At 47.5% G+C, this 24,536-nt stretch carries 21 protein-coding genes; 8 read left to right on the top strand and 13 right to left on the bottom strand.

The window, feature by feature from the left end; all coding sequences use genetic code 11:
* Nucleotides 1–219: 219 nt before the first annotated feature.
* The 7 genes from groL to C8N47_RS08695 form a co-directional block, all read right to left on the bottom strand.
* On the bottom strand, nt 220–1,854 hold the full coding sequence (groL, locus tag C8N47_RS08725) for a chaperonin GroEL (RefSeq protein ID WP_107822160.1): 1,635 nt from the start codon (nt 1,852–1,854) through the stop codon (nt 220–222).
* A gap of 35 nt (nt 1,855–1,889) precedes the next feature.
* Complete coding sequence (locus tag C8N47_RS08720) at nt 1,890–2,168, bottom strand: co-chaperone GroES (RefSeq protein ID WP_107822159.1); 279 nt, start codon at nt 2,166–2,168, stop codon at nt 1,890–1,892.
* 27 nt (nt 2,169–2,195) lie between these two features.
* Nucleotides 2,196–2,528 (bottom strand): hypothetical protein, encoded by a 333-nt coding sequence (locus tag C8N47_RS08715; RefSeq protein ID WP_107822158.1) that lies wholly within the window; start codon nt 2,526–2,528, stop codon nt 2,196–2,198.
* 402 nt (nt 2,529–2,930) lie between these two features.
* Nucleotides 2,931–3,281 carry a preprotein translocase subunit SecG gene (gene secG / locus C8N47_RS08710; RefSeq protein ID WP_107822157.1) on the bottom strand — a complete coding sequence of 117 codons (351 nt, stop codon included), beginning with the start codon at nt 3,279–3,281 and terminating at the stop codon, nt 2,931–2,933.
* Between the two features lie 16 nt (nt 3,282–3,297).
* Nucleotides 3,298–3,876: a hypothetical protein gene (locus C8N47_RS08705; protein ID WP_107822156.1), complete on the bottom strand. Its 579-nt coding sequence runs from the start codon at nt 3,874–3,876 to the stop codon at nt 3,298–3,300.
* On the bottom strand, nt 3,876–4,400 hold the full coding sequence (locus C8N47_RS08700) for an LptE family protein (RefSeq protein ID WP_107822155.1): 525 nt from the start codon (nt 4,398–4,400) through the stop codon (nt 3,876–3,878). The genes C8N47_RS08705 and C8N47_RS08700 overlap by 1 nt, the downstream gene beginning before the upstream one ends.
* The gene (locus C8N47_RS08695; protein WP_107822154.1) at nt 4,387–5,628 is read right to left on the bottom strand and encodes a sigma-54 interaction domain-containing protein; all 1,242 of its coding nucleotides are present in this window, start codon (nt 5,626–5,628) and stop codon (nt 4,387–4,389) included. The genes C8N47_RS08700 and C8N47_RS08695 overlap by 14 nt, the downstream gene beginning before the upstream one ends.
* 264 nt (nt 5,629–5,892) lie before the next feature.
* Here C8N47_RS08695 and kdsB point away from each other — a divergent pair, with 264 nt between their 5' ends.
* Together kdsB and C8N47_RS08685 are read left to right on the top strand one after the other, a co-directional pair.
* Nucleotides 5,893–6,648, top strand: coding sequence for a 3-deoxy-manno-octulosonate cytidylyltransferase (kdsB, locus tag C8N47_RS08690; RefSeq protein WP_107822253.1), 756 nt, complete (start codon nt 5,893–5,895; stop codon nt 6,646–6,648).
* Nucleotides 6,645–7,118 carry a putative molybdenum carrier protein gene (locus C8N47_RS08685; protein ID WP_107822153.1) on the top strand — a complete coding sequence of 158 codons (474 nt, stop codon included), beginning with the start codon at nt 6,645–6,647 and terminating at the stop codon, nt 7,116–7,118. The genes kdsB and C8N47_RS08685 overlap by 4 nt, the downstream gene beginning before the upstream one ends.
* On the opposite strand, the gene uxuA is transcribed toward C8N47_RS08685, so the two are convergent.
* Nucleotides 7,119–8,324 carry a mannonate dehydratase gene (gene uxuA / locus C8N47_RS08680; protein ID WP_107822152.1) on the bottom strand — a complete coding sequence of 402 codons (1,206 nt, stop codon included), beginning with the start codon at nt 8,322–8,324 and terminating at the stop codon, nt 7,119–7,121.
* Nucleotides 8,325–8,363: 39 nt separating this feature from the next.
* The gene (locus tag C8N47_RS08675; RefSeq protein WP_107822252.1) at nt 8,364–9,173 is read right to left on the bottom strand and encodes an SDR family oxidoreductase; all 810 of its coding nucleotides are present in this window, start codon (nt 9,171–9,173) and stop codon (nt 8,364–8,366) included.
* 130 nt (nt 9,174–9,303) lie between these two features.
* Between C8N47_RS08675 and C8N47_RS08670 the strand changes: the two genes are divergently transcribed.
* The 4 genes from C8N47_RS08670 (at nt 9,304) to C8N47_RS08655 (ending at nt 15,654) form a co-directional block, all read left to right on the top strand.
* On the top strand, nt 9,304–10,182 hold the full coding sequence (locus tag C8N47_RS08670) for an AraC family transcriptional regulator (protein WP_170111341.1): 879 nt from the start codon (nt 9,304–9,306) through the stop codon (nt 10,180–10,182).
* 138 nt (nt 10,183–10,320) lie between these two features.
* On the top strand, nt 10,321–11,865 hold the full coding sequence (locus C8N47_RS08665) for an acyl-CoA dehydrogenase family protein (protein ID WP_107822150.1): 1,545 nt from the start codon (nt 10,321–10,323) through the stop codon (nt 11,863–11,865).
* A gap of 103 nt (nt 11,866–11,968) precedes the next feature.
* Nucleotides 11,969–14,176 carry a YccS family putative transporter gene (gene yccS, locus C8N47_RS08660; RefSeq protein ID WP_107822149.1) on the top strand — a complete coding sequence of 736 codons (2,208 nt, stop codon included), beginning with the start codon at nt 11,969–11,971 and terminating at the stop codon, nt 14,174–14,176.
* 110 nt (nt 14,177–14,286) lie between these two features.
* A complete protein-coding gene (locus C8N47_RS08655; RefSeq protein WP_107822148.1) occupies nt 14,287–15,654 on the top strand; it encodes a dipeptidase in 1,368 nt (455 codons plus the stop codon).
* Nucleotides 15,655–17,769: 2,115 nt separating this feature from the next.
* Here C8N47_RS08655 and C8N47_RS08645 read toward each other — a convergent pair.
* Complete coding sequence (locus tag C8N47_RS08645) at nt 17,770–18,489, bottom strand: YiaD family glycine zipper/OmpA-like lipoprotein (protein ID WP_107822146.1); 720 nt, start codon at nt 18,487–18,489, stop codon at nt 17,770–17,772.
* 200 nt (nt 18,490–18,689) lie between these two features.
* Between C8N47_RS08645 and C8N47_RS08640 the strand changes: the two genes are divergently transcribed.
* Nucleotides 18,690–19,187 (top strand): hypothetical protein, encoded by a 498-nt coding sequence (locus C8N47_RS08640; protein WP_107822145.1) that lies wholly within the window; start codon nt 18,690–18,692, stop codon nt 19,185–19,187.
* Between the two features lie 38 nt (nt 19,188–19,225).
* On the opposite strand, the gene C8N47_RS08635 is transcribed toward C8N47_RS08640, so the two are convergent.
* Nucleotides 19,226–20,866, bottom strand: coding sequence for an AMP-binding protein (locus C8N47_RS08635; RefSeq protein ID WP_211316081.1), 1,641 nt, complete (start codon nt 20,864–20,866; stop codon nt 19,226–19,228).
* Between the two features lie 557 nt (nt 20,867–21,423).
* Here C8N47_RS08635 and C8N47_RS08630 point away from each other — a divergent pair.
* A complete protein-coding gene (locus tag C8N47_RS08630; protein ID WP_107822143.1) occupies nt 21,424–22,068 on the top strand; it encodes an HD domain-containing protein in 645 nt (214 codons plus the stop codon).
* Nucleotides 22,069–22,095: 27 nt separating this feature from the next.
* Here C8N47_RS08630 and C8N47_RS08625 read toward each other — a convergent pair whose 3' ends face one another.
* Together C8N47_RS08625 and gpmI are read right to left on the bottom strand one after the other, a co-directional pair.
* The gene (locus tag C8N47_RS08625) at nt 22,096–22,680 is read right to left on the bottom strand and encodes a DUF3109 family protein (protein WP_107822142.1); all 585 of its coding nucleotides are present in this window, start codon (nt 22,678–22,680) and stop codon (nt 22,096–22,098) included.
* Nucleotides 22,681–22,871: 191 nt separating this feature from the next.
* Nucleotides 22,872–24,398, bottom strand: a complete 1,527-nt coding sequence (gene gpmI, locus C8N47_RS08620) for a 2,3-bisphosphoglycerate-independent phosphoglycerate mutase (RefSeq protein ID WP_107822141.1) — start codon at nt 24,396–24,398, stop codon at nt 22,872–22,874.
* Nucleotides 24,399–24,536 lie beyond the last annotated feature (138 nt).

The following is a 24,536-nucleotide window of genomic DNA, read 5'->3' as shown; positions in this document are numbered from 1 at the left end:
ATTCCCGGGAATCACCAACAGGGATGAAAGTTTCGGATTTTTTCAACGATGCTGTTGTCGTTGTTTTCAAAAGTTGTCGGGTTGTCGTTCCACTTCTAATCAAAACCAGTTATTGACATGGCGCCTTAGCACCTCTGCGAAGTAAGACTTTCACGAAAAAGCGCAACCTAAATTGGTTGCGCTTCTGTATATCAGGGATTCAATGTATTCGTTTACGAATTACATCATGCCGCCCATACCGCCACCCATAGGAGGCATAGCAGGCGCTGGGTTTTCTTCTTTTTCGTCAACCAATACACACTCTGTAGTCAGGAACATACCAGCGATAGAAGCTGCATTTTCCAAAGCTACACGAGTTACCTTAGCCGGGTCGATCACACCTGTTTCCAACAAGTTTTGATATTCGTCAACCCGAGCATTGTATCCGAAGTCGCCTTCGCCTTCTTTCACTTTTTGTACCACTACGGCGCCTTCTTTACCAGCGTTAGCGACGATCTGACGCAACGGCTCTTCGATGGCACGTTTTACAATTTCAACACCTGTTGTTTCGTCTTCGTTTTCGCCTGTCAAGCCTTCCAATGAAGCAATAGCGCGAATGTACATCACACCACCACCAGGAACGATACCTTCTTCAACAGCAGCACGAGTTGCACTCAATGCATCATCAACGCGGTCTTTCTTCTCTTTCATCTCTACTTCAGAAGCAGCACCAACGTACAATACAGCAACCCCACCGGCCAATTTGGCCAAACGCTCTTGCAGTTTTTCTTTATCGTAGTCTGAAGTTGTTGTTTCGATTTGCTTTTTGATCATGCCCACACGAGCATCGATAGCAGCCTGATCGCCGGCACCGGCAACAACAGTTGTGTTTTCTTTATCAACAGTGATTTTCTCTGCAGAACCTAAGAAATCCAATGAAGCATCTTCCAGTTTCATACCTTTTTCTTCGGTAATCACAGTACCTCCGGTCAATACGGCCAAGTCTTCCAACATTTCTTTACGGCGATCGCCGAAACCAGGAGCTTTAACAGCACATACTTTTAACGAACCACGCAGGCGGTTAACCACCAATGTAGCCAATGCTTCGCCATCTACATCTTCAGCAACGATCATCAAAGGACGACCAGTTTGTGCTGTTTGTTCCAGTACAGGAAGAAGATCTTTCATGGTGCTGATTTTCTTATCGTGAATCAGGATGAAAGGATTATCCAGCTCAGCAGCCATTTTCTCGGTGTTGGTTACAAAGTAGGGAGATATATAACCACGGTCGAATTGCATACCTTCTACTACATCAACGTAAGTATCGGTACCTTTGGCTTCTTCAACGGTGATCACACCTTCTTTTTTCACTTTTTCCATCGCCTCAGCAATCAGTGCACCAATTGTCTCGTCGCCGTTAGCCGACACTTTAGCAACTGATTTGATTTTGTTGAAATCGTCTCCAATATTCTGAGCATGAGATTTAATACCTTCAACAACTTTAGCGACAGCTTTGTCGATACCGCGCTTCAAATCCATTGGGTTGGCACCGGCAGTTACGTTTTTCAATCCAACATTGATAATTGCCTGAGCCAAAACAGTAGCGGTTGTTGTACCGTCACCCGCATCGTCGCCGGTTTTGCTGGCTACTTCTTTCACCATCTGTGCACCGATGTTTTCGTATGGGTCAGCCAATTCAATTTCTTTGGCAACTGAAACACCATCTTTCGTGATTGCCGGAGCACCGAATTTTTTCTCGATTACAACATTGCGGCCTTTAGGACCTAAAGTTACTTTTACTGCGTCAGCCAATTTGTCAACACCTTTTTTCAGCTGATCTCTCGCATCAATATTGAATTTAATTTCTTTAGCCATTTTTATTTGATTTTAATCAATTTGTTACTAAATAATTACGCGATATACAAAACATCGGTTTGTGACATCAACAGGTAGCTTGCACCGTCGATGTTCAACTCAGTTCCCGAGTACTTTCCATAGAAAACAGTATCTCCAACAGCTACTTCCATGGCTTCGTCCTTTTTGGCAGCTCCTACCAAAACGACTTTTCCAGCCTGTGGTTTTTCTTTTGCTGAATCAGGGATAATAATTCCGCTTGCTGTTTTCGTTTCTGCTTCCTGAGGTTGAACAAGAATTTTACCTGCAAGGATTTTACCTTTTAATTCTGCCATTTCTTAAATTATTTTAGTTATACATTTTTAAAATTGATACCCTTCCTTATCCAATCCTGTGCCAAAAGCACCAAAAGCCTTTACGAAGGTAAAAGTTGGCAGTTTCGGCTGCCATGCAGAAAGTCCCAAAGTCGACACCAGCCTCAAGCACTTGATATACAGCAAAGGCAATACTGTCATTATTTCAGGCCAACTGACAGTACAGAAGAAGTGATCAGCCACAATGATATGTTCTTTAGTTTGAATTTCCCGGAACGAGCGCCAGGTGCAGCGAAACAGACTTAACTCCCCGGGGCCCCGACAGCAAGGATGCAGGTCGAGGATTGTCGGATATCCTGTTGCCTGATTGTCATAAGCCATGCCGTTTTGCAGATTGCAGGCTAAATTTTATACGCTTAAATATTCGGGTATAATGGCGTCCCGGTTAATCGGAATTGAAACCCAATCAAAAGCAACGTGAATCTGTTGGCTTGGTTCAATTACAAATCGGTATGAAATGGCTAAAGCCATGACTGCAAAATGCTTCCCCGTCCGGCAGGACAAAAAACCAGCTTCAATCAAAAATAGAAGCAAAATGCATCCGGACTTGGAACAACGCCCACCAACAAGTTTGCTACATAATGAGTCTTTGCATCAAATTTAAGATCAATAGCAATACAAAGCACCCCTCATGCAGTTTGAAAACCGCCTCACCCAAAAGGTTTTACACAAAAAAGGCTCACTCCGAGGAGTAAGCCTTGCTATTTGAGTTGATAAAATTTCTTATTGTGCCGAGTCGGCCTGAACAGGTGCTGCGTCAGGAGTTGCCGTCGGGAAACTAGGAACAGCGTTCGGGTCAACAGCCTGTTCAACCTGATTTTTAATCGCTGATTCATTGGCTTGCTCAGCTCCGTGAGGAATAAAGGCACTACCAGCAATCGACAATACCAACAAGGCTGTTGCCAGTACCCAGGTTGCTTTTTCCAGAAAGTCGTTGGTTTTACGGACTCCCATAATTTGGTTGGTTGATTGGAAATTACTTGCCAAACCGCCACCTTTTGAGTTTTGTACCAATACAATCAGAATCAAAAGCACACAGGCGACAAATATTAAAACAGTGATCAGCGTATACATTTCGGCTTATTAATTATTAGTGAATTAATTTTTTTACTTCTTCAATTTGACCGGCAAAGTAAGTATTTTTTTCCGGATATTTCAAACTTAATTTTTCGTAAGCTAAGATGGCTTGCTTGTACATTCCCTGGCGCATATAAATTTTAGCAAGTGTCTCGGTCACAAACTCGGGCGCATCGGTTCGTTCCTGCTCTTCCGCCTTATTTTCGGCCGGTTTATCGGCTTCGGCCGGAGCTTTGCGCCGCAGGGTTTTCACCAAATCCGACAAGGACTCCGCCGGCTGAGGTTCCGGCTCCAACTGGTAGCTGCCCGCCGAAGCGTACTCATTGGCCAGGCTGTCCATTTCTTTTTCCTCCAGCGCATCCTCAGTCATCAGAAAATGGTATAGCTTTCGGCGGTCGGTGGTGTAAAATGCCCCCTTTGCCAGATAGAAATCAAACTCCGGAGATTCCACAAGCTTCAGGTTCTTCAGCAAGAGCATCCAGCCCAGTTGAAAAGCCGGATACTGCTGCACCAGCTCTTTAAACAAAGGCAGGCTTGCCTCGTTTAACAGCCGCGGATTTTGCAGAAACTTATGAAATTCGGATGTTTGCATTACCAGTTTGCAATTGACGCGTTAAAAATGTCGTCGACTAATTGTTCCAAAATCTCTTCCATGATTTCATCCTCCACATCACTCAGCAGGTTGGTTGCATCGAAATCATAATAGGCAGAAAACGTTTTATCCCAATCGTCGTCATGATTTTTATTGTTTGTAAATTTCATTTTCACCGTCACGGTCAATCGGTTTTGTGCTGCCGTATCGCCTTGTTTAATGTTCATCGGGCGCACATCGTAGCCGGTAATTTGTCCTTCAAACTCGAGATCGCCATCCTGCTCCAGCAGGTTCAACGAGGTCTGACGCGTCAACTTATCCTGTAAGGATTCGGTCAGCTGTTGGCTCAAATTCGGGTTGACCAAACGCGCCCGGTTAGGCATATAATACACCGTGAAGGTTTTCACCGAAGGATCGATGGATGCACCGGTAAACGAATAGGAAACTTTACAGCTCTGATAAACCGGAAACACAAGTACCAGGATCAACAGCAGGGTGAAAAACTTTATTTTATTCAATGTCATACTCTTTAATTTTGCGGTACAAGGTCCGTTCTGAGATGCCCAGTTCCTGGGCGGCATATTTACGCTTTCCTTTATGTTTTTCGAGTGCTTTTTTAATTAACTCAATTTCCTTTTCTTCCAGCGACAGCGACTCTTCAACAAACTCTTCGGTATCCTGAATATCGTCGCGCCCGGCATGCGAGTCGTAGTGAACGGAGTTGCTCACGGCTGGTTCGGGCACGTAGCTGGAAGCATCCTTCTGATACAAATTTTGAATAATCTGAGCATGTTCAGCCCGCACTTCCGACGAGGATGTTTTGTCATGCATCAGGTCGAAAACCAACTTTTTCAGGTCAGTCATATCCTTTTTCATGTCGAACAAAACCTGATAAAGAATCTCCCGCTCCGAGTTGAAGGTTTTCTCGTCCACCCCCTGGCGCTGGTAGATTGCCGGCAACTGAGGCGCTCCCCCCGAGGGCAAATAAGTGCGCATAGCAGCCCCGGTAATATTCCGTTCCTGCTCGATAATGGATATCTGCTCGGTGATGTTTTTCAACTGCCGAACGTTGCCCGGCCAATGGTAGGTTTCCAAAACATGGCGAGCTTCCTCGTCCAGGCGAACCGGAGGCATCCGGTAGCGTTCGGCAAAATCGAGTGCAAATTTGCGGAACAACAGAAAAATATCCTCACGACGGTCGCGCAACGGCAACACCCGAATGGGCACCGTATTTAAACGATAATACAAATCCTCGCGAAACTTACCTTCTTCAATGGCTTGAGGAATATCGACATTGGTAGCTGCAACAACCCGAACATTGGTTTTGAGCACCTTCGACGAACCCACTTTCATAAATTCACCCGCTTCCAGCACCCGCAATAAACGCACTTGTGTAGCTAAAGGCAATTCCCCGATTTCGTCCAGGAAGATGGTTCCTCCGTCGGCTTCTTCAAAATAACCTTTGCGGTCGGCCAAGGCGCCGGTAAAGGCACCTTTTTCGTGTCCAAAAAGCTCCGAATCAATTGTTCCTTCCGGAATAGCACCACAGTTCACAGCTATGTATTTACCGTGTTTGCGTGCCGAAAATTGATGTATAATTTGTGGAAAATTCTCCTTCCCTGTCCCGCTTTCACCGGTTATTAAAACCGACAAATCTGTTGGAGCTACCTGAACGGCCACTTCAATTGCGCGGTTTAATCCCGGCGAATTACCAATAATTCCGAATCGTTGTTTAATTTCCTGAACGTCCATTTTTCAGTTTCCAATTAATTTCAACAAAGTTATAATTTTAAGCAGAACGGCGAAGCCGGCCAAAAACCATGCCCCGAAATTTTGTCAGTTTTCGTCGAAAATTAACAATCTTTAAGCGAAAGTTCACTCAACGCCCTACGTCCTTTTCATGCGCCGGCGGCTCGTCTAGTTCGTTTAATTCGTACCTTTGTATGGTTCGGTTCCCCCAACTTCGGGATGAAACAGACAAGCAAAAAAACACTGATCTTATTGAAATTAAAAGAGATGAAATTCATTGCAATTATCCCTGCTCGTTATCAATCGACCCGTTTCCCCGGAAAACCACTGGCACTGCTGGCTGGTAAACCCATCATTCAGCACGTATACGAAAACGCCAAAAAGAGCGTGGATCAGGTTTGGGTAGCCACCGATGACGAGCGAATTGCTGCGACGGTAACCGCTTTTGGCGGACAATATGTCATGACCAACCCGGATCATCCCAGCGGAACCGATCGCTGTGCCGAAGCAGCCCGCACCATTGCCCAAGAAACCGATTTTGATGTCATCATCAACATACAGGGCGATGAACCATTTGTTTGCGATGCACAGTTGGAAGCCTTGAAACAATGTTTCGAAGACCCTAATACCGAAATTGCAACCCTGGTCAAAAAAATCGAGCAGGAAGAAGTTCTTTTCAACCCAAACCGCCCAAAGGTTGTTTTCAACGCCGATCGTTATGCACTGCTTTTCAGCCGTTCAACCATACCTTACATCCGTGGTAAAGCTGAAAACGAATGGCTTGCATCCCATTCGTTCTACTCGCACCTGGGCATGTATGCCTATCGTGCAGATGTTCTGCCGCAACTCACACAGCTGCAACCCTCGTCGCTCGAACTTGCCGAATCGCTGGAACAACTGCGCTGGCTCGAAAACGGCTACAAAATCAAAATTGCTGTCACCGAGTTTGAAAGCATCGGCATTGACACTCCGGAGGATCTGGAACAAGCCAAACTTTTTTTAGAACAAAGAAACCGCTCATGACTTTGCAAAAGATCATCAGCGGAGGACAAACAGGAGTTGACCGGGCGGCTCTGGATGCCTGCCTGGAACTAAACTTTCCCTGCGGAGGTTGGTGCACGGCCGGCAGAAGTGCCGAAGACGGGCCAATTTCACTGCGCTATCCACTGGTTGAATTGCAATCGCCCTACTACGACGATCGCACCCGACGCAATATTATTGAGTCGGATGCAACTTTAATTATCAGCAAAGGCAAACTTAGTGGCGGCACCCTGCTAACCGCCAATTTTACGCGCCACATCGGAAAACCGGTTTTCATTTTCGAGCTTTCCCCTTTTTTTATCGACAACACCTTCGACAATCTCTGTGATTTCATGGAGACCTACCAGGTAAGTACCCTCAATATTGCCGGTCCGCGTGCCAGCCAGTGGGACAAAGCCTACGAAAGTGCCTATCACATCGTGAAGTTACTGATCAAACATGTCCGGCAATAGCTATCCCATCATTCGCTCAATCCCCATTTCCAGGCCACAAAGCTCGGCCAATCCTTTCAGGCGACCAATCAAGGGGTACCCCGGATTAGCCGACTTATTGTAATCGTCAAGCATCTTGATACCATGATCGGGACGGACGGGAATCCTCACATCAGCTCTTCCCTCCTTCGCACGGCGCTTTTGCTCTTCGAGCAAAGCTTTCATGATCGGGAACAAATCCACATCGCCATAAATATGGCCCGACTCGTGAAAACAACCATCCGGCAAAAAGACATTATTTCGCAGGTGTGTAAAATGAATCCGGTCGCCAATCGATTTGACAATTGCCGGCAAATCATTTGAACGATTTACCGAGAGTGAACCAGTGCAAAAAGTAACACCGTTGGCAATCGAATCTACTTGCCGACAAATCCACTCCAGGTCGGCCTGTGTACTCACGATGCGCGGCAAGCCCAGCACGGAAAAAGGCGGATCGTCGGGGTGGATGCAAAGTTTCACACCATAGGCTTCGGCAACAGGTATGACATCCTGCAAAAATAAACGCAGATGCTCGCGCAAGCGATCAGCATCAATCGTTTTATAGGTGTCGATAAAATCGAGGAAAAGCTTTTTATAGTCCGGTGCCGAGCCATCTACAACACCATCGATAAACCCTTGGGTAACGACGATGATATTATACGCCAGCAACTCTTTTTCTTCCTCGGTCATTTTGGCGGCTAAGGTTCCCGCCTTCTCGACAATCTCGGCGGGATAATCGTTTTCGGCCCCGGGACGCTTCAAAATAAACACATCGAAAGCCACAAAGGTCGGGAAATCGAAAAACATGACTTCCCCGCCATCGGATAATTGATAATGAAGGTCGGTACGCACCCAATCCAATACCGGCATAAAGTTGTAACACACCCGGTCGATGCCACATTTCCCCAGGTTTCGGATGGACTCCTGGTAATTGCGAATCAGCCTGCCGTAGTCGTCGTTATGCGTTTTAAGACCTTCGGAAACCGGCAAGCTCTCTACCACGCTCCAACGCATGCCGTAGCTTTCAATTTCATTCTTAACTTTCAGAATTTCGGCTACCGGCCATACTTCTCCATTGGGAATGTGGTGCAAAGCCGTCACCACACCTTCAATTCCCATCTGGCGCAGATCCGCCAAAGTCACCGAATCCTTGGCGCCAAACCAACGCCATGTTTTTTCCAAGCTCATAAAATTCGTGATAATAAGTTCCAAAAATCAACCTTCAAACTACACGCCCGAAAACGAGCTGAATCCACCGTCGACAGGGATGATAGCCCCCGTGATAAAACTTGCTGCATCCGAGCACAGAAATTGCACTAAACCATTCAGCTCGCTGATGTCGCCAAAGCGGCCCATTGGGGTTTTGGCCAACACCTTTTTGCTTCGTTCGGTATACGATCCGTCGGGATTGATGAGCACCGCCCGGTTCTGATCGCCAATAAAAAAGCCGGGCGCAATAGCATTCACCCTTACCTTATCGCCAAATTTCAGAGCTAACTCCATTGCCATCCACTTGGTAAATATATCTACCCCCGATTTTGCAACCGAATAGCCCATTACCCGCGTAATAGCCGAATAAGTCGCCATTGATGAAATATTAATGATGCTGCCGCTACCCTTCTTAGCCATCACCTCTCCAAAAATCAAACTTGGAACAATTGTACCATTCAGGTTCAAATCGGTAACCTTATGGTAATCTTCTATTTTCATATCAAAGATGGTCTGATCTTCCGTCAAGGTAGCTCCTGGCATGTTTCCACCTGCTGCATTCACCAGAATATCAATTTTTCCCCATTTCGCAATAATTTTACCAGCAACAGCTTTTAAACTATCTTCCTCAAGTACATTACAAGCAAAGCCAACAACTTCACCCACCGATTCAAGTTCGGCAACGCGCTTATTCAAATTCTCTTCACGAATATCCAGGATAACCACTTTTGCTCCAGACTCGAGCAAACTTCGCGAAATGCTTCCTCCTAAAACACCACCTCCTCCGGATACTACGGCAACACAGCCTTCAATACTAAAAATATTCATAATTCGGCTTTTTATCTGATTTTGAATTTTTAACATGTCAAAGCTATTCAAAAAGACAGCACGCAAAACATACTATTTTTGCACAAAAAAATACTATTTTTGCACCCATTACCACTTAATCAGGTCTTCCATGAAAATTATGCATGAACAAGTCTGTTTTAGGGGAACAAACTCCTTCAATATTAAATGGGACGAGTTTCCTCACTTTACTTTTCCGTGGCATTTTCATTCGGAATACGAGCTGGTTTATGTCATCAAAAGCTATGGAAAACGATTTGTTGCCGACCATGCTGAAGATTTTACGGACGGCGATTTGGTTTTGTTAGGTCCCAATCTTCCCCATTTTTGGAAAAACGATGAGTACTTCTTCAACGAAGATCCGGATTACAAAGTCAATGCAATTGTTATTCACTTTCCGACGGATTTCTTTGCTCACCAAATAGAGAATTACCCCGAGTTTGCATCCATCGGGAAATTGTTGGAACAAGCTAAGCGCGGTGTACATTTTCCCAAAGTCACGGCATTGAAATTTGACAAATCACTCCACCTCCTGCTTAAACAGGAAGGCTTGGAGCGCACACTAAATCTCCTTTCTCTTTTAAACGGGCTGGCACAATCGAAAAACTACCGCATCCTGGCAAGTAAAAGCTACCAACCCGATCGTCAGAACTGGACGGGAAATCGGATGGATCGTATTATGCACCTGATTAACTCAAACTATCGGCAGCAACTAAAAGTGGAAACAATCGCCTCCGAAATTGGTATGAACAACGCAGCTTTCTGCCGTTATTTTAAAGAGAAAACCGGCAAGTCGTTCATCTGTTTCATCAACGAAATGAGGGTCGGATACGCCTGCAAATTACTTCAGGAAAACAAAATGACGGTCTCCGAAATCGGATTCGAAAGCGGTTTCAACAATCTGTCGAACTTTAACCGCTGTTTCAAACGCATCACCCAGCACAGTCCGCTAAGCTACCGCAACCGATTCATCTCGGCTCATCAGCGATAAACGAATCTATCGGCAAATTTCAGCTACAACACATAATTTCGGGCGTTCTAAATACCGGTTCTCGAAGAACATTCCGCCATCATTCTTGTTTCATAACCACTAAAAGATATTTCCATCTTTTATTTTGAATAAAAAAACATGAATGAATTGATCTCGAAATCTCCGTTAAAAAAGGATATTTCTACACCAACACGCGAACCCATACAAGATTTTCTGAAACGATTGAAAGAAAAGATGCACCAGGTATTTCACCTGCGTGGCGACGTAAACCAATATGCACAGCAACGTGGCATTCCGCCCTTTGTTCTGCGTGAAATCATGGATACGAATCCCTTATCAATTGGGATTCCGACCGAATACGGTGGCCGCGGTGCGGTGATGCGCGAAAACCTGGCCTTGCTCGAAGCGGCTTCGTACGAATCGCTCGCCCTTTCGTTAACCTTCGGTATTAACTCGGCGCTGTTTCTGCAGCCCGTTGCCAAATATGCATCGCACGAGGCCAAAGCGCCGGTGTTTAAACGTTTCATCGAAAACAAAACCATGGGCGGGCTGATGATTACCGAACCGGACTTTGGCAGCGACGCCCTGAATATGCAAACATCATTTACCGAAAATGAAAAACACTACCAGCTGTCGGGCAAGAAGCACTGGGCCGGCTTAACCGGCTGGGCCGATTTCTGGCTGCTAACAGCGCGCGGCAAAACCGAACAGGGCGACCTGAAGCGCGATATCGACTTCTTTATCTGCGATGTAACACAGCCCGGCCAATCGATTCGAGTGGAAGAGTTTTACGACAATCTGGGCTTGTACCAGATTCCTTATGGCCGCAACCACATCGATGTGTCCATCCCCAAAGTCCAAAAGCTGACACCCCACACAACCGGTGTAAAAATGATGCTGGATCTGCTGCACCGCAGCCGGATGCAATTTCCGGGAATGGGTATGGGCTTCATTCAACGGATGTTGGACGAAGGCATCAACCACTGTAAGCAACGCTTGGTGGGCGGAAAAAGCCTGTTTAGCTACGACCAGGTGCAGGAGCGTCTTTCGAAGCTGCAAGCATCCTTTACGGTTTGCTCGGCCATGTGTGCCAACAGTGCCAAAAATGCCGGCCTGGATAAAGACTTAACAGGAATCGGCATTGAAGCCAATGCCGTAAAATCGGTCATTACCGACCTAATGCAACAAGCCGCCCAGTCGGTTACCCAACTGGTGGGAGCCAAAGCTTACCGCAACAGTCACATTGCGGGCCGCGGAATTACCGACAGCCGCCCGTTCCAAATTTTCGAAGGCTCGAACGACATTCTGTATGCACAGATCTCGGAAGGGCTGGTGAAACAGATGAAGAAACTGAAAGAATCGAACCTGTTTCAATTTATGAAGGCCAATCCGCTGACCAACAGGTCGGCAGATCAGCTGAAGGAGCTATTCAACTTTAAGCTCGACATGCAACTGCCGCAGCGCAAACTGGTTGAACTGGGTCAAATCATGGGGCGCGTGATCTCTATGGACATGGTTCACAAACTGGCCGACGAAGGCTTCCGGGCCGACCTGATTGAAGGAGGACTAGAGATGCTTGAACAGGAAATTCAACAACTGATGGGCACCTTCCATCGTAAAACACAACTACTGGTGGTTGACAACTACCAGGAAAACAGTTCATGGTTAAAACACTCAGTTTAACGACTGATTAATTTAGGGGTAAAAGCACTTCCACTTCGGAGGTGCTTTTTATTTTCAAAAGGTTAAAGAACACAGGCCATCAGCTCAATCCAGCTCTTGGCTTATGGCTAATTACTACTTTTACCAGGCAAAACAACAAATCCGAAAATTGAAACAGGTGAAGCTGACGAATCAAATCAATCGATGGCTGGAGAAACGCCGCTGGTACGAACCACTGCGCCGCGAGTTTTGGAGCCGCCCCGACCGACTGATGGCCGCAAAAGCAACGCTGGCCATTGCCATACTGACCATCCCCTTTGTTGCCCTGGGTAAGCCCTTTTTCGGCATTACCTTAGGTCTTGGAGCCTTGGCCGGTGCGCTGTCCGAAACCGACGACCACCCCAAAGGACGCATCAAGTCGCTGATTCTGAAAGTTGGCAGCTTCGGTATTTCCAGTTTTGCCGTTGGTATTTTAAGCCCCTACCCGATTTTGCTCGGCTTGGGACTGGGCCTTTCAACCATCGGATTTCTGCTGATTGGCGGCCTGGGCGAACGCTACCGCGGCGTTACCTTCGGCGCAATTCTGGTAGGTATTTACGCCATGCTCAGCATCGAGATCAGCCCCACCTGGTACTGGCCCTCCATCCTGATGACTGCCGGCGCCTTGTTTTACGGCTTACTCTCGCTGATACTCATGTACTACCGCCCCTACCGTCTGCTGGAAGAACAGCTTTCGCGGGGATTTTATGCCCTGGCGGACTATTTCGACGAGAAAGCTAACCTTTTCCCCAGCGATGAGAAAATGCAAAGCGAAGTGCGCAACAAGCTAGCTCTGCTGAATGTGAAGCTGGTAGGATCGTTGGATCGCTGCCGCGAGGTGATGCGCAGCTATGCCGACGCCCTGAAGGACGACAGCCCCCTGCGGGTATACCTGCAATATTTCATGTTGCTGCAAAGCCTGCACGAGCGAGCCGCCTCGAGCCACGAACGCTACGACCTGCTCAGCCAGGATCCGCATAACCAGGAGATGATGGAAGGAATCGGACAGATTCTGCACCAGATGTCGGATGCCATTCGGCAGTTTTCCTACTCGCTGCTCACCGGCGTCCCCTACCGGCATCCCATTGCGCTGAACTGGAGCATTAAAGCCCTGCACGATAAACAAATTCTGTTTAAACAGAACGAAAGTCACCCGCTGAGCCTGTTGATCCACAACCTGACGCGCTCGAACATATCGCTGCAGCGCCTGGCCGACGAAAACCAGCGTCCCATCACCCCCAAACTGGCGAAAGATAACCGCAGCTTATGGCAACGCCTGAAAGATCAGCTAAGCCTGCAACACCCACGTATGCGCCACGCCATCCGCCTGAGCATCTGTTTTATGGTTGGCTTTGCCATTTCGGAGAGCTTACAAATGCAGAAAGGCGAATGGATTGTGCTAACCAGCCTGTTTGTTTGTCAGCCCAGCTACAGCGAAACCCGCCGACGCCTCTTTCAACGGGTGCTGGGCACCATCACCGGTGTGATCGTCGGGGTGTTGATCATTCAGCTATTACCGACCACCGCGGGGCAGCTGCTCTTTTTGCTGGCCTCCTCATTTTTCTTCTTCAGCTGGCTGCGGCGTAAATATTCCACGGCCGTCATCTTCATCACCACCTTTGTGTTGTGTGTATTCAACCTGGCATCGCACCAGGGCGTGGCAGCCATGGTACCGCGCCTGATCGACACCATTATCGGTTCGTTGCTGGCCATCGTCTCGGTACGCCTGCTGTGGCCCGACTGGCAACACAAACGCCTACCCCGGCTGCTGAATACCGCTTTTGAGAAGAATGCCCTTTACTTCGAGGCCATCATTCACGAATACGAGCAGCCCCGCACCGGCGATGACTTCGACTACCGGGTGGCACGCCGGCAGGCACACCGCGCCGACAATGCCCTGGTGCTGGCCTGGCAGGATATGCAGCTGGAGCCGCGCAAACACCAGCACCTGCGCGAACAGTCCTTCACCTTAACGTACCTCAACCATGCCTTGTTGTCGTACCTTTCGGCCTTAGGCTCGCACCGCGAACTGGGTGAAAAGAACAGCGCCGAATTGCTGCAACCAGCCAAATTCATCCTTTCCATTTTAAAAGAGGCACAAATACCAATGCCTGCGGAACTTGCCGGGAAGAAACAAGCGCTTCAGGCTTTAGCAAACGACCTTCGTGAAAAACAAACCAATGGTGAGTCGGCTATTCCCATTCAGCAGCTGCGGGTATTGACCAACATTGCCGAACTCAGCCTGAAACTGGTTGACCGTACGCAGCCCTTCGACACCGGACAAACAGCCTAAGCACTGACATATATCAAGTATTCAGAGCCGGAAAAGCATGCCATCATGCTGGTTCCTTCGCACTGAAAAGCGTACTTTTATGCCGTTTTAATAATCCAAAAATTCCTTGAATGAAAAATATTGAACAATACATCGAAGAGCATAAAGAAAGATTCTTAGATGAACTGTTCGGACTGATTCGGATTCCTTCCATCAGTTCTATTGCGGTGCACAAACCCGATATGTACAAAGCAGCCGAATACTGGAAAGAAACGCTGCTGAAAGCCGGTGCCGACCGGGCCGAAGTGTACGAAACGACCGGCAACCCGGTCACTTACGGCGAAAAAATTATCGATCCGGCAAAGCCAACAGTCCTGATTTACGGCCATCTGGATGTGATGCCTGTTGAGCCGCTGGAACTGTGGAAATCTCCGCCCTTTGAACCGGAAATCCGCGATGGCAAGATTTACGCCCGCGGTGCCGACGACGATAAAGGACAAGCTTTCATGCACGCCAAGGCCTTCGAATACATGGTGGCCAACGACTGCCTTCCCTGCAATGTAAAATTTATGATTGAAGGGGAGGAAGAAATCGGATCGCCCAACCTGGGTGCCTGGTGCGAGGCGAACAAAGAGATGCTGAAAGCCGATGTGATCCTGGTGTCGGACACGGGCATGATTGCCCCCGATGTTCCCTCCATTACAACCGGGCTGCGTGGCTTGGCCTACTGGCAGGTGGAAGTTACCGGCCCCAACCGCGACCTGCACTCGGGTATGTACGGCGGCGCGGTGGCCAACCCCATCAATGTGCTGACCAAGCTGATTGCCCGGATGACCGACGAGAACGGCCACATCACCATTCCCGGTTTTTACGACGATGTGGAAGAAGTATCGGCCGACGAGCGCGAACTGCTCGGACGAGCGCCTTTCGACCTGGAGGCTTATAAAGCAGCGCTGGATTTGGAGCAGGAGGATGGCGAAGCCGGCTTTACCACCAACGAGCGCACAGGCATCCGCCCCTCGTTCGATGTGTGCGGCATCTGGGGAGGCTATATGGGCGAAGGCGCCAAAACGGTGATCCCCTCGAAAGCCTACGCCAAGATCAGCTGCCGCCTGGTACCAAACCAGAATCACGAGCAGATTGCGGAACTGTTTAAAACACATTTTGAAGCCATTGCCCCCAAAACTGTTAAGGTTGAAGTGACCTCGCTGCACGGCGGACAGGCTTATGTGTGCCCCATTGACATACCGGCCTACCAGGCCGCCGAGAAAGCGTATATGGATACCTTCGGCAAACGCCCCGTTCCGGTTCGCAGCGGCGGCAGCATCCCCATCATCTCAACCTTCGAGCAGGTGCTGGGCATCAAATCGGTGCTGATGGGCTTCGGCCTGGGATCGGATGCCATTCATTCGCCCAACGAGAACTATCCGCTCGAACAGTTCTTCAACGGCATTAAAACCATTCCGAAATTCTACCGGTATTTTGCTGAATTAAGCTAAATAAGAAGTTTCGATATCGTTCAAAATCCGCTTTGCCATAAGGTGAAGCGGATTTTTTATGAAAGTTGATGAACACCATCAAAAACCATTGCTGACATTGGGGACAACAAGCCGACAACTTTTGACAAGCTGGACATCCGAAAATCCTCGGCGTTCGTCCTTGCAGGAGATTCGAAGCCCACAAATGATTCTAAAAATTATAAAAAGCCCAAAGCAGATGACGAGACGCTGCTATAATTTTTAAAACCGTCAAAACAGCTGTCGGGATGCTCGTAAAATTTTTTTTAGTTCCCCCGCTCGTCATTTGGGCTCAAAAAATTTTTTTTAGCTCCCCGACTCGTCATTTGGGCTCGTAAATTTTTTTTTTAATCCACAGCAAGTCCTTTGCGTCCGTTAAAAATTTTATCGGGTAGATGGTCCGTGCAATGATGACATCGTCTCACTGATACACCTTCCCCACACCGCCAACACCCACAGAAAACTATCTGATTCCGGGGAATCACCAACAGGGATGGAAGGCGAGAGAGGCAGGTTGTCTTGTTTTCGTGGTTGTCACAGGTTGTCGGGATGTCACTTAAAACCAGCGTCCACAAGCAAGAAGGCCTTCTGATCAATGCCAAAAAGTTGGAAGGCGGTTGGCCTGGTTTTATCGAGTGTTCACATTCGAAAATGCTATAAAGAAAAGAAACAGAGTGATGTTTCTTAAGAGGCTGAAATCAAACGGAAAGCTTCCGGCAATCCCGGAGGGATGCTATTTGGGTAGCTTAACGACGACAGGGGGAAATTCCGTCCCGTACGGGACGGGAGAATCTGCAGTGTTGCCTTTGGTGCTACCCCAATTATACCAATTGTTTTTCAGCTTGAGCCTTAAGCGAAACGATGAAATTACAAGGGTTAATGCCGATAGACTGAAAAAGAAGCATTGGACCGAAGTGATACGATGCGACACTTTTGAAGCTAATCGGTATTAAATGGCTAAAGCCATTGCTGAAAAATGAAAACCCGTCCGGTAGAACAAAATATCCGAATTGCGCAAAAGTAGAAGAAAAAAGCAGGCTCTGAAACGTCATGGAAGGAACTTTCAAAGTGTATAGCAGCGGCCCCCCCAACTCTCCCCTGAAATGAACCAATCCTCTCGAATTGATTCAATTCTGTCCCCTCTCTGCAAGCAGAGCGGGGAATCCAGAAGCTACAGGTAGATTACAAAAACACCATCAACGCATAAGTAGGCCGTTCGATCAACGTCAAACAGTCGGGAACCGGTTGACCTATTTTTATCGATGGTGAGAGGCGAACCGGAAGCTTAGTGAAACCGGGAAGCTCCGCCGACAGAAGGAGATCACCCGGCTGAACTTAGCTTTCGGAAGCTGACACCTGAAGATAAAAATAAGCCTTGCGTTTTCTGTTTCGTCTTTGGGGCAAGCCAAAGATGAAAACCCGTCCGGTAGGACAAAAGATCCGAATTGCGCAAAAGTAGGCGAGAAAAAAGCAGGCTCTGAAACGTCATGGAAGGAACTTTCAAAGTGTATACCAGCGGCCCCCCGTAACTCTCCCCTGAAATGAACCAATCCTCTCGAATTGATTCAATTCTGTCCCCTCTCTGCAAGCAGAGCGGGGAATCCAGAAGCTACAGGTAGATTACAAAAACACCATCAACGCATAAGTAGGCCGTTCGATCAACGTCAAACAGTCGGGAACCGGTTGACCTATTTTTATCGATGGTGAGAGGCGAACCGGAAGCTTAGTGAAACCGGGAAGCTCCGCCGACAGAAGGAGATCACCCGGCTGAACTTAGCTTTCGGAAGCTGACACCTGAAGATAAAAATAAGCCTTGCGTTTTCTGTTTCGTCTTTGGGGCAAGCCAAAGATGAAAACCCGTCCGGTAGGACAAAAGATCCGAATTGCGCAAAAGTAGGCGAGAAAAACAGCCAGTTTTGGGGCAACTCTCATCAGCGCTGGTTTACTACAAAAGAAGCCTGGCTACCGGTTGAAGCTGACCCCCTATTCAATACATCCCCGATGCGGTTGGAAACCACATCACCCAAAGAGACACTCAAAAAAAAAGCCACCTCAACCCGGGTTGAAGCAGCTTTTTCGTATTCCAATTTCTTGTGCTTAGTTCAAATTGCCTTGTTCGGCTTGTTGAATCATGGTTTCGTTGGCAGTGATGTAGATTTCAACGCGGCGGTTCAGCGCACGGCCTTCAGCCGTTTCGTTGCTGGCCACCGGCTCGTCGTAGGCTTTTCCCTGGGTTGCCAGGCGATCACCCGACACACCGTTTTCGATCAGATATTTGGCCACCGACTCAGCCCGTTCGTTGGACAACTTCTCGTTAATCTCGCGCGATCCGGTATTATCGGTATGCCCGTAAATTGTGACATCGGTTTCGGGGGTCGAGCGCAGCGAGCTGGCAAACCGGGCCAAAGCATCTTTCGACGCCGTGCTAAGGTTACTTTTTCCGGTTGCAAACAGGATCCCACTGTCGAAGGTCACCTTAATGGCCTGCAAGTTATTCGAGTCGGTCACGGTTTCAACCTGTGCCCCTTCAATACGTTCGAGCTCGGCCTGTTGCTTATCCATCTTTTTACCGATCAGGATTCCGGCTCCCGTGCCCACAGCACCACCTACCGCAGCACCAATAACAGCGCCTTTACCCGATTTTTTGGCCAGGATGGCACCCAGGCCGGCGCCTACAGCAGCTCCACCGGTTCCGCCCAGAATGCCACCTTTGGTTTGATTACTCTGCGCCGCCCATTTCGACGACGAACAGGATGAAAACATCAGCCCAACGCTGATCAACAAGAGTGTGAAAAGTTTAAATTTCAGCATTTTCATAATTTGTTTCTGTTTAAAACTGTTTATTTGCTAATAACAAACCAAAGTTAAAAGAGATTTGGGAAATATTTGAAATCCCACCAACTTATAAATTCCGGGATGCCCCGGGATGCCATTCTACTCGCCCAACCTTTTTTACAACAGCTCATTTATTGGGATAAGTTGCTATCTTCAGCATCGCTATACCTAAACCGAACCGAATGATTCATTTTTTTAATCGTCCGTCGTTGAAATCAATTCGTCTCATCTATTGCGGATTAATTTTGGGGCTGGTGCTTTTCTCAACCATGAGCTTTTCGCTGATCCACAGTTCGGGCACCATCGGGAATTTACCCCCGGAAATAACATTCTACTTGCTTATCGTTGCCAATCTGTTGCCGGCCATCGCCATCCCAACAGGCCTGTTTGTTGCTCGTAAGCGATTGTGTGGAATTGAAAAGACGGCCAGCGATGAAAAACTAAGGCAATTTCAATCAGCCATAATTGTACGGGCGGCAACCATTGAGGGAAGCGGTTATTTTATGTTGGCTTGTTTTGCGCTAACCGGCCATCACGCTTTCTTTTTGGAGGCTCTTGCCATGCTGGCTCTTCAAATCTACTTTTTCCCGGGCAACACCCGCATAGCACGGGAATTGAAATCGGATTTATGTGACCTTTCGGATGCTCCGAAAATGGAAACAAAAATCCCCAACATCTGAATGTCAGGGACTCGTATATCATTTCGGCGAGTGAAAACTCACAGGTACAAAAAACGTTTGATCTTCATGGTGGGTGTTTTCTCGAAAGGTACAGGTTGAAGGACAACCGTCTGGATACGGGAGAACTTATTCACTTCCTCATTCACCTTTTGCTGAATATCGGCCAGAATCTCATCCACCCGGCTGTTAAATTTCAGCACAGCCTCTTCTTTTGCTTGCTTAAAGCGGGCTTCAATCTCCTCCATATTCAGATGCACCATGGCCACCAGCCGGCCTTTTTGCTGCACCACCAGCGACTCCAGCACATATTCCATCCGGTTAATCACCGACTCAATTTCCTCGGGATAAATATTTTCGCCCGAAGCGCCGAGGATCATATTCTTAATACGTCCTTTGATAAACAGCGAGCCTTTATCGAATTTCCCCAGGTCGCCGGTTTTAAACCAGCCATCTTCGGTAAAAACGTCACGGGTCAGCCCCGGCTCTTTGTAATAGCCTTTCATCACATTTTCGCCGCGCGCCTGCACTTCACCTTCTCCCGTTGCCGGATCGGCATTAGCGATACGCAACTGCACGCCCTTTAGCGCTACGCCAGTCGATAAATAACGAACATTATCGCCGACCGCTCCGGCCAGCAAGGGCGACGTTTCGGTTAAGCCGTAGCCAATTGCCAGCGGAAATTTCGCATCCATCAGGAAGCGTTCCACCTCATTATCCAACTTGGCGCCGCCAATTCCAAAGAACTTTAACTCGCCGCCAAAGGTTTCCAGCAATTTTTTGCCTGCGGCACGACTCAGCAGCTTTTGGAAAGGGCGAATTTTATATAGCGTGCGGGTAAGCGCTTTACTGTTGATCTGGGGCAATATTTTGCCTTTGTAAATTTTTTCGATGATCAGGGGCACAACCAGCATCAAGGTCGGCTTTACCTGTTTCAGCGCGGGCAACAACACCGATGCTGTAGGCGCTTTCCGCAAATAGGCGATCGAACAACCATTCATGATCGGGAAAATCAGCCCCAGGGTATTCTCGAAGGTATGCGAGAGGGGCAAAACGGATAAGAAACGATCCGATGAATCGACAAACTGCAAATGGATACTCTGCTGAGCAGTCCACACAATATTTTTATGAGTCAACATCACCCCTTTCGATTTCCCGGTTGTTCCCGAGGTATAAATAATGGAAAGCAGATCTTGTTCCTGCACATCGGTATAATCAAACGAATCGTCATCAACTTGTGGTAATTCAATAAGCCTGCCGGAAGCTTCGACTTCACGGAACTCCTCAATACGGATCACTTTCAGCGCCGGAAGCTCTTCCCGGTTGATCTTCGCTTGCAGCAATTCGGAAACAAAAATAAACTCAGCTTCCGCATGGTCTAAAATATTCTTGATTTCACTTGCCGAAAAATCGGGCAATATCGGAACAACAACGGCTCCAATTGCCGAGCTGGCAAAAAATGAAACCACCCAGTTGGGCATGTTTGCACTCAGAATGGCCACCTTGGAGCCTTGCTGAACCCCCAGCTTGCGCAACTGCCTGCCCAAACGTTCAACCTTCATCCGCAAATCGTTATATGTCATCGGTTCTTCACCGGCAAACATCAACGCATCGTTCGAATGATATTTCTCAAAACTTGTCCGGAGCATGGCCGGCAAAGTCAGTCTTTTATTCTCACTCATAATCATTTTCCTATCTTCCCTCATTTCAGGAAGAACACAAAACAGTGTGCAAAAGTAAGGATTTCATCTAAACCAAAGCGGTATTCAACCTATTTTAACAACATCACCTACCCGCCATTAACAGGCGCACGGCCCGTATCCGGATAGCGTGGAAAGCCTGACATGGCAAACTTTCTCACAAGCATAAACAACGACCAAGAGTCCCAAATGGTTGCAGGATACGAGCAGATCCTGCGTGATGCTCGAAAACATTCACGACTGCGAAGCATCAACACCAGCTATGAACTGCATGAAGCCTTTCGTTTGATTCCGGCCTCAATAAAAATTAAGTCTGTCGGTTCCCAACTCGTCCTCATCGGTAAAAAGTCCTCCTTCTTCGCTCTTTGCGAGAATTGATCAACACCACGCTGCCTGATTATCAGGTAGCTTCGATAATGTCGTGAACGACACCCCACTAACTTGTGTCAACTACGACTGCAGGATAAACAAAAATCCTCCGTTTTCATCTCGGCCAGAGATTTCTTCAAAATCAGGAGGCTTTTCTGTAACTTCGTGGTATGGATCAATCACTATACATTCATGAAACGGCCATGTATGTGCGGCTTCAGTTTGAGCAGGAAGCCAGCGGACACGACTGGTGGCACATCCATCGGGTTTGGCAACTTGCTTTGAAAATTACCAAACATGAGAAAGCAGATTTGTTCCTGGTTGAGATGGCTGCTCTGCTTCACGATCTGGATGACTGGAAACTAAAGCCAGACAACGAACAAGCCAGACGAAGCGAATGTTGGATGCGCAAACTGGGGGTTCCCGAGGAAAAGATTCGAAAAATCGAACGCATCATCGGGGAAGTATCCTTTAAGGGAGCCGGCGTGGATACTACGCCAACGAGCATTGAAGCACAAATTGTGCAGGACGCCGACCGGTTGGATGCGATGGGAGCCATTGGCATTGCCCGCACCTTTGCCTACGGCGGCAATAAACAACGACTGATTTACGATCCCAATGTAAAACCGGAAATGCACATCGACTTTGAAACCTACAAAAAAACCTCTGCCCCGACCATCAATCATTTCTACGAGAAACTCCTTCTACTGAAGGATCGAATGAATACTGATTACGGCAAAAAAGTTGCCCAAGAGCGACACAAATTTATGAAGCTGTATCTGGATCAGTTCTTTAAAGAGTGGAATTTGAATTAAGTCATGGCTGTTGAGGCCAGCCACCGGCTAACCTTCCTGCTTTTCCCACGGCCGATGCTCGGCAGCATAGGCCAGCTGCTCGTACCAGGCTTTGCCGTATTTGCGAATCAGGGGTTCTTTCAAAAACTGATACAAGGGTAGTTTTTGTCCCCGTCCACATTCGCGACCAGGCTTGCAGATGTCAATTTGCTGATAGTTGACCGCATCGAAACGCTTATATTCGGTGATACGGATGGGGAATAAGGCACAGGAAACAGGCTTGCGAAAATCGACTTTACCATCCAGAAAAGCTTTCTCAATGCCGCATTTAGTGATGCCCTGCTCGTCGACAAAAACAAAAGCACAGGCTTCGTTACTCATGAGCGGAGTCACCAGGTCGCCATCGCTATCGATCACAGAGATTCCATTTTTCGCGACAACCTGCTTGCCTTCTTCGGTAATATAAGGCTCGAAATCAGGATAAATCTCTTCAATAATTACCGCTTCCTCCTGGGTTAAGGGTGCACCCGAGTCTCCCTCAACGCAACAAGCGCCTTTACACTTCATCAAGTCGCACAAAAAGTGCTCATCGATCACATCAAAACTGACAATTGTTTTTCCTATTTCGAGCATATAAAATGTTTCTAATTTATGAATGTACCTTTTAAGTGTCATTATTTGTCATTCAATGGTCATCACTAGTCATTGATTGTTAAGCGCGCCATCCACGACTAATGACTATGATTGACTATAAATGACAATCTTCAACGAAGTAAAAAAGCCCCTCCACGAGAGGAGAGGCTCATGTTTTATTTGATCTGCGACTAGCGTTCAATCAAAACTTTACCGGTCATTTCGGCAGGGATTTCAATGCCCATTTCCGACAACAGGGTCGGCGCAACATCGGCTAAAATACCATTATTGACCTTCAGATTCTTGTCGTCGCTAACATAGATACATGGTACCGGATTCAGCGAGTGAGCCGTGTTTGGCGAACCGTCGGGGTTAACAGCGTTATCGGCGTTCCCGTGGTCAGCAATAATCATCACATTGTAGTTGTTAGCGCGGGCTGCTTCCACAACAGCTTTGGCACAGCCATCAACAGCTTCTACCGCTTTAGTAATGGCCGTGTAGTCGCCGGTGTGGCCCACCATATCGCCATTGGCAAAGTTCAAACATACAAAGTCAACTTCTCCTTTTTGCAATTCGGGAATAATTGAATCGCGAACCATTGGAGCCGACATTTCGGGTTGATGATCGTAAGTCGGAACTTTAGGCGAAGGACACAAAATCCGTTTTTCGCCCGGGAACTCCTCTTCGCGACCACCGCTGAAGAAGAACGTTACGTGCGCATATTTTTCGGTTTCGGCAATACGAATTTGTTTCAAGCCGGCATTGGAAACCACTTCACCCATGGTGTTGATTGGGTTTTCCTTGTCGAAAATCACTTGCACATTTTTGAAATCGGCTTTGTAGTTGGTCATGGTGTACCACTGCAAATCCATTTTGTGCATATCAAATTCGTGCAAGTCTTCTTGCGTAAAGGCAATGGTTGTTTGGCGTAAGCGGTCGGTACGGAAGTTGAAACAGATGACAACGTCACCCTCTTCGATAACAGCAACCGGGCTGCCATCTTCTTTCACCATACAAATTGGTTTGATGAACTCGTCGGTAACACCCGCTTCGTAAGAGGCTTTTACCGAAGCTAACAAGTCGGTCGACTTTTCGCCTTCACCTTTCGTGTAAAGGTCGTAAGCCAGACGCATACGATCCCAGTTTTTGTCGCGGTCCATGCCGTAATAGCGGCCAATGATTGAGGCAAACTTACCGTTTGTTGCTTTCAGGGCTTCCAGGTCCGACTCCAGGAATCCGTAACCGGAACGCGGGTCCGTATCACGACCATCCGTCAAACCATGTACAAACACATCGTTCAGTCCCAAGTCGGTTCCCATTTGGCACAAGGCAATCATGTGCGAGCTGAGAGCGTGAACCCCACCAGGGCCAATCAAACCAATCAGGTGAACTTTTTTATTATTGTCTTTTGCGTAGTTGAAAGCTTTCAGCAATTGTGGATTTTCCCACAACGATTTATCACGAATGGCTTTTGTAATCTTCACCATGTCCTGGTAAAGCACACGTCCGGCACCAATATTCAAGTGACCTACCTCTGAGTTCCCCATCTGTCCGTCGGGCAAACCAACATTTTCTCCGGAAGTAAGTAATTGTGCGTGCGGATATTCTTTCACCAACGAATCCATAAACGGAGTTGATGCTTGCGAGATTACATCGCGTTTGGAACCATCACCGATGCCCCAACCGTCGAGAATCATTAAAAGTGTTTTTTGTGCCATAATAATTTATAACGATTTTAAATAACTTACTCTTTTCGGGCAACAAAATTATTCATTTTTAAGCAGGAATGGAAATGCATCGTACTTGGTTTGCCCAAATTAACAATTAAATAATTGCCTCGAGGGTAGCTCCTGCCG

Source organism: Mangrovibacterium marinum, from assembly GCF_003046625.1.
Classification (GTDB): Bacteria; Bacteroidota; Bacteroidia; order Bacteroidales; family Prolixibacteraceae; genus Mangrovibacterium; species Mangrovibacterium marinum.
The sequence above is the reverse complement of the archived record's forward strand: the minus strand, read 5'-3'. Positions and strand labels throughout refer to the sequence as shown.

Bases quoted from the DNA above. Each gene is read 5' to 3' on its own strand.
- C8N47_RS08720 (WP_107822159.1), bottom strand. From the start codon at position 2,168: ATGGCAGAATTAAAAGGTAAAATCCTTGCAGGTAAAATTCTTGTTCAA.
- kdsB (WP_107822253.1), top strand. From the start codon at position 5,893: ATGAAATTCATTGCAATTATCCCTGCTCGTTATCAATCGACCCGTTTC.
- C8N47_RS08665 (WP_107822150.1), top strand. From the start codon at position 10,321: ATGAATGAATTGATCTCGAAATCTCCGTTAAAAAAGGATATTTCTACA.
- C8N47_RS08635 (WP_211316081.1), bottom strand. From the start codon at position 20,866: ATGAGTGAGAATAAAAGACTGACTTTGCCGGCCATGCTCCGGACAAGT.
- C8N47_RS08655 (WP_107822148.1), top strand. From the start codon at position 14,287: ATGAAAAATATTGAACAATACATCGAAGAGCATAAAGAAAGATTCTTA.
- C8N47_RS08705 (WP_107822156.1), bottom strand. From the start codon at position 3,876: ATGCAAACATCCGAATTTCATAAGTTTCTGCAAAATCCGCGGCTGTTA.
- C8N47_RS08645 (WP_107822146.1), bottom strand. From the start codon at position 18,489: ATGAAAATGCTGAAATTTAAACTTTTCACACTCTTGTTGATCAGCGTT.
- C8N47_RS08685 (WP_107822153.1), top strand. From the start codon at position 6,645: ATGACTTTGCAAAAGATCATCAGCGGAGGACAAACAGGAGTTGACCGG.
- C8N47_RS08715 (WP_107822158.1), bottom strand. From the start codon at position 2,528: ATGGCTTATGACAATCAGGCAACAGGATATCCGACAATCCTCGACCTG.
- C8N47_RS08695 (WP_107822154.1), bottom strand. From the start codon at position 5,628: ATGGACGTTCAGGAAATTAAACAACGATTCGGAATTATTGGTAATTCG.
- uxuA (WP_107822152.1), bottom strand. From the start codon at position 8,324: ATGAGCTTGGAAAAAACATGGCGTTGGTTTGGCGCCAAGGATTCGGTG.
- yccS (WP_107822149.1), top strand. From the start codon at position 11,969: ATGGCTAATTACTACTTTTACCAGGCAAAACAACAAATCCGAAAATTG.
- C8N47_RS08670 (WP_170111341.1), top strand. From the start codon at position 9,304: ATGAAAATTATGCATGAACAAGTCTGTTTTAGGGGAACAAACTCCTTC.
- C8N47_RS08625 (WP_107822142.1), bottom strand. From the start codon at position 22,680: ATGCTCGAAATAGGAAAAACAATTGTCAGTTTTGATGTGATCGATGAG.
- gpmI (WP_107822141.1), bottom strand. From the start codon at position 24,398: ATGGCACAAAAAACACTTTTAATGATTCTCGACGGTTGGGGCATCGGT.
- secG (WP_107822157.1), bottom strand. From the start codon at position 3,281: ATGTATACGCTGATCACTGTTTTAATATTTGTCGCCTGTGTGCTTTTG.
- C8N47_RS08675 (WP_107822252.1), bottom strand. From the start codon at position 9,173: ATGAATATTTTTAGTATTGAAGGCTGTGTTGCCGTAGTATCCGGAGGA.
- C8N47_RS08630 (WP_107822143.1), top strand. From the start codon at position 21,424: ATGGATCAATCACTATACATTCATGAAACGGCCATGTATGTGCGGCTT.
- C8N47_RS08640 (WP_107822145.1), top strand. From the start codon at position 18,690: ATGATTCATTTTTTTAATCGTCCGTCGTTGAAATCAATTCGTCTCATC.
- groL (WP_107822160.1), bottom strand. From the start codon at position 1,854: ATGGCTAAAGAAATTAAATTCAATATTGATGCGAGAGATCAGCTGAAA.
- C8N47_RS08700 (WP_107822155.1), bottom strand. From the start codon at position 4,400: ATGACATTGAATAAAATAAAGTTTTTCACCCTGCTGTTGATCCTGGTA.